Annotated in this window: 4 protein-coding genes; all 4 read left to right on the forward strand. The window is 46.3% G+C overall.

Annotation, left to right across the window (positions count from 1 at the left end):
* The coding region (locus tag A3761_RS27750; protein WP_197473056.1) for a hypothetical protein at positions 1-665 on the forward strand (665 nt) is incomplete at its 5' end.
* 135 nt (positions 666-800) lie between these two features.
* Positions 801-986: a lipoprotein gene (locus A3761_RS14640; RefSeq protein ID WP_068512865.1), complete on the forward strand. Its 186-nt coding sequence runs from the start codon at positions 801-803 to the stop codon at positions 984-986.
* 76 nt (positions 987-1062) lie between these two features.
* Positions 1063-2316, forward strand: coding sequence for a diaminopimelate decarboxylase (gene lysA / locus A3761_RS14645; RefSeq protein WP_068512862.1), 1254 nt, complete (start codon positions 1063-1065; stop codon positions 2314-2316).
* A gap of 39 nt (positions 2317-2355) precedes the next feature.
* Entirely contained in the window at positions 2356-3186 is an 831-nt protein-coding gene (gene dapF / locus A3761_RS14650) for a diaminopimelate epimerase (protein WP_068512859.1), read from the forward strand.
* Positions 3187-3297: the final 111 nt, after the last annotated feature.

A 3297-nucleotide genomic window follows, 5' to 3' on the forward strand; every position in this document is an offset into this window, starting at 1 on the left:
ACTATAGCCCAATTATTTTTGATGAATACGCTCAGCCAGGAGAGACCCTGGTTGCAGCAGTTTTACCCTACAATATGCCTGGTAATATTCAGGTTTTTTTCTTTTTGCATCACGATACCTATCAGTTAATTATATTGGACGAGCAGGGTAGCCTGTTGCGCCTGGTTTTAACGGGGCGTGACGAGATGCTACTACTTTCTGCATTGAATGAGTGCCTGGTTCGGATGTTGGAAACAAGGCAGCTCTCAGATATGAGCCTGGGAGGTGAAATGCCTACGGTGAGCTTTAATAAAATCACCAAGGCGAAAGACGGTGGTTATCGTATACGGGCGCTGAAAGATATTCCACACTGTGCAGTGAGTGAGGTACAGGTTCATGTTAGCAGTGAAGGCTACCAGTCGAACTGCGACTTGAGCTTTCAGGGTATGGAGTTTAGTAATGCCGCGCATGGAGAGCAGCAATATGAAGCGCTTATCCATTATGCTAATAAGCAGCAGGTATCTGACCGACTGCCGCTTATGGTGTCGGAGGTCTTGCTTAGCAATCACTCATCTCAATTTAGCGTAGCATCCAGTGATTCGGCGAAAACCCTGGAAGTATTGCGCTGGTTTGCAAAGGCTGACAAGGCTCTGCATCGAGCCATACAAAAACAGTCTTCTCGTTAGGGTTTGTACTTAAAAATAGTCAATTGCCCTTCAACTCGTTATAATTCCTGCCTTTTGGCAGCTGACGCGTATCTTCCCATGAGCCTTTCGGAAATTATTCTTTTTCGGCCTTTATTTCGAGGTGTGAGTAAACGTATGAGATTAAAACTTACGCCTCTTTTTATCATGTCATGTGTGGTACTGGTGCAAGGCTGTGGCCAAAAGGGTGATCTCTATTTGCCTGTGCACAATCAGTCGGAAGTGGTGGAAAGTCCTGCTTCCGATAAGGCAGAAAAAAAGAAACGAGATACGAGAGCCCCAGAAGAGCAGTTTGAGAACTAAGCTTAGCAATCCTGGGTGATTGGCAAATTCTATCCAAGCCTGAAGCGGTTCAGGCGATTAAAAAGTGTTATAAATCATGAGTTATTTTTCGTACCAGAATGGCGAGTTGTATGCAGAAAATTCGTCACTAAGCCAGATCGCTGAACAGTATGGCACCCCGTGTTATGTTTATTCACGTGCAGCATTTGAGGCGCATTATCAGGCTTATAAAAAAGCCTTTGCAGGGCATGCGAACTTAGTTTGCTATGCAGTCAAGGCAAACTCTAATCTGGCTGTACTGAATATTCTTGCCAAGCAGGGTGCCGGTTTTGATATTGTCTCGGTCGGAGAACTAGAAAGAGTGCTGCGTGCTGGTGGTAGTGCAGATCAGGTGGTCTTTTCAGGTGTCGGCAAACAAGCACATGAGATGCAACGCGCGCTTGAGGTGGGTGTTCATTGCTTCAATATTGAGTCCGAGGCAGAGCTCTATCGTTTAAATGATGTTGCTTTGGAGATGGGCAAAGTCGCACCGATTTCATTACGCGTGAACCCTGATGTTGATGCGGGCACTCATCCCTATATTTCGACCGGCTTAAAAGATAATAAGTTTGGTGTTGCCATTGAGCAGGCCCCAGCGATTTACCAGGCTGCTTCCAAGCTGGCTGGCGTAAAGGTGATAGGCGTTGATTGCCATATCGGCTCCCAGCTAACTGAAACGGAACCATTTCTTGATGCATTAGAGCGAGTTTTGCTTTTGGTTGATCAGCTTGCAGAACAAGGGGTCGTGATCGAGCACCTTGACCTGGGTGGTGGTTTAGGCGTTACTTATGATGACGAGCAGCCACCTGAAGTGGCTGACTATATCAGCGCTTTGTTAGAAAAAATCGGGGATCGAGGTCTAAAGGTTATTTTGGAGCCAGGACGTTCCATTGCTGCGAATGCAGGTGTTTTATTAACACGGGTCGAATTTCTGAAGCACAACGAAGATAAGCACTTTGCGATTATCGATGCGGCGATGAATGACCTGCTACGCCCGTCTTTATACAGCGCATGGCAGAATATTATTCGGGTAGAAAAAGAGCCGGGTTCTGATTGTGAGCGTCATCACTATGATTTGGTAGGGCCGATTTGTGAGACGGGCGACTTCTTGGGTAAAGATCGTGATTTGGCTATTAAGGCGGGCGACTTGCTCGCGGTAATGTCATCAGGTGCTTATGGCTTTGCAATGAGCTCGAACTACAACTCCAGAGGTCGTGTGGCAGAGCTGGTTGTAGATGGTGAGCAAGTCGTATTAGCGCGTAAGCGTGAAACAATTGATGATCAACTAGCGCTTGAGAATTTGATGCCTTAGTGGGCATTTAGAGTATTTTAGGTATCGGGAGAAAACAATATGGTGGTGAACTTTACCAAAATGCATGGTTTGGGTAATGACTTTATGGTGGTTGATATGATCAGCCATCATGTTCACCTTCGTCCTGAACAAATTCGCCGAATGGCTGATCGTAATTTAGGTGTGGGCTTTGACCAGCTTTTGTTGGTCGAACCACCTGGCAAGCCTGATGTTGATTTTCGCTATCGAATTTTTAATGCCGATGGTTCAGAAGTTGAGCAGTGTGGTAACGGTGCCAGGTGTTTCGCAGTCTTCGTGCGCGAGAAGAAGCTAAGCAACAAAGATAGTATTCGGGTCGAAACAAAAAAAGGCGATATTGAGTTAAAGGTCAATGATGATGGTCGCGTCCTTGTAGACATGGGCGAACCAGTATTCGACCCAGAAAGTATTCCATTTACAGCGGATGCTCCAGCAGATAGTTACAGCATCGATGTCGATGGTGAACCCTTGCAGATTTCTGCGGTGTCTATGGGCAACCCTCATGCTGTTTTGCAGGTGCCTGAATTGAGTGATCAGCAGGTTGCGCATTTAGGACCATTGATTGAAGCGCATGAACGCTTTCCAGAGCGTGTGAATGTTGGTTTTATGGAAATAGTACATAAGCGCTTTATCCAACTACGCGTTTACGAGCGAGGTGTGGGTGAAACCTTGGCCTGTGGTACCGGTGCGTGTGCGGCTGTTGCCGCTGGAATAAGCCGAGGTGTGCTGGAATCGCCAGTTGAGGTTCGCTTGCCTGGCGGTAATCTAAAAATTGAGTGGCAGGGCGTCGGCTCACCGTTAATGATGGAAGGCCCCGCTATGACTGTTTTCGAAGGAAAAATTCGAATTTAGCGCTACACTTAGTTAGCGATAGGCGTTTAGTGAGGCTTGAACTAGATTCGTGATCTCTTAGCCCACATCGTAATACTGATAGATTTCAGATAAATAAATATAAGTTTTGAA

Source organism: Oleiphilus sp. HI0123 (assembly GCF_001635315.1).

Bases quoted from the DNA above. Each gene is read 5' to 3' on its own strand.
- A3761_RS14640 (WP_068512865.1), top strand. From the start codon at position 801: ATGAGATTAAAACTTACGCCTCTTTTTATCATGTCATGTGTGGTACTG.
- lysA (WP_068512862.1), top strand. From the start codon at position 1,063: ATGAGTTATTTTTCGTACCAGAATGGCGAGTTGTATGCAGAAAATTCG.
- dapF (WP_068512859.1), top strand. From the start codon at position 2,356: ATGGTGGTGAACTTTACCAAAATGCATGGTTTGGGTAATGACTTTATG.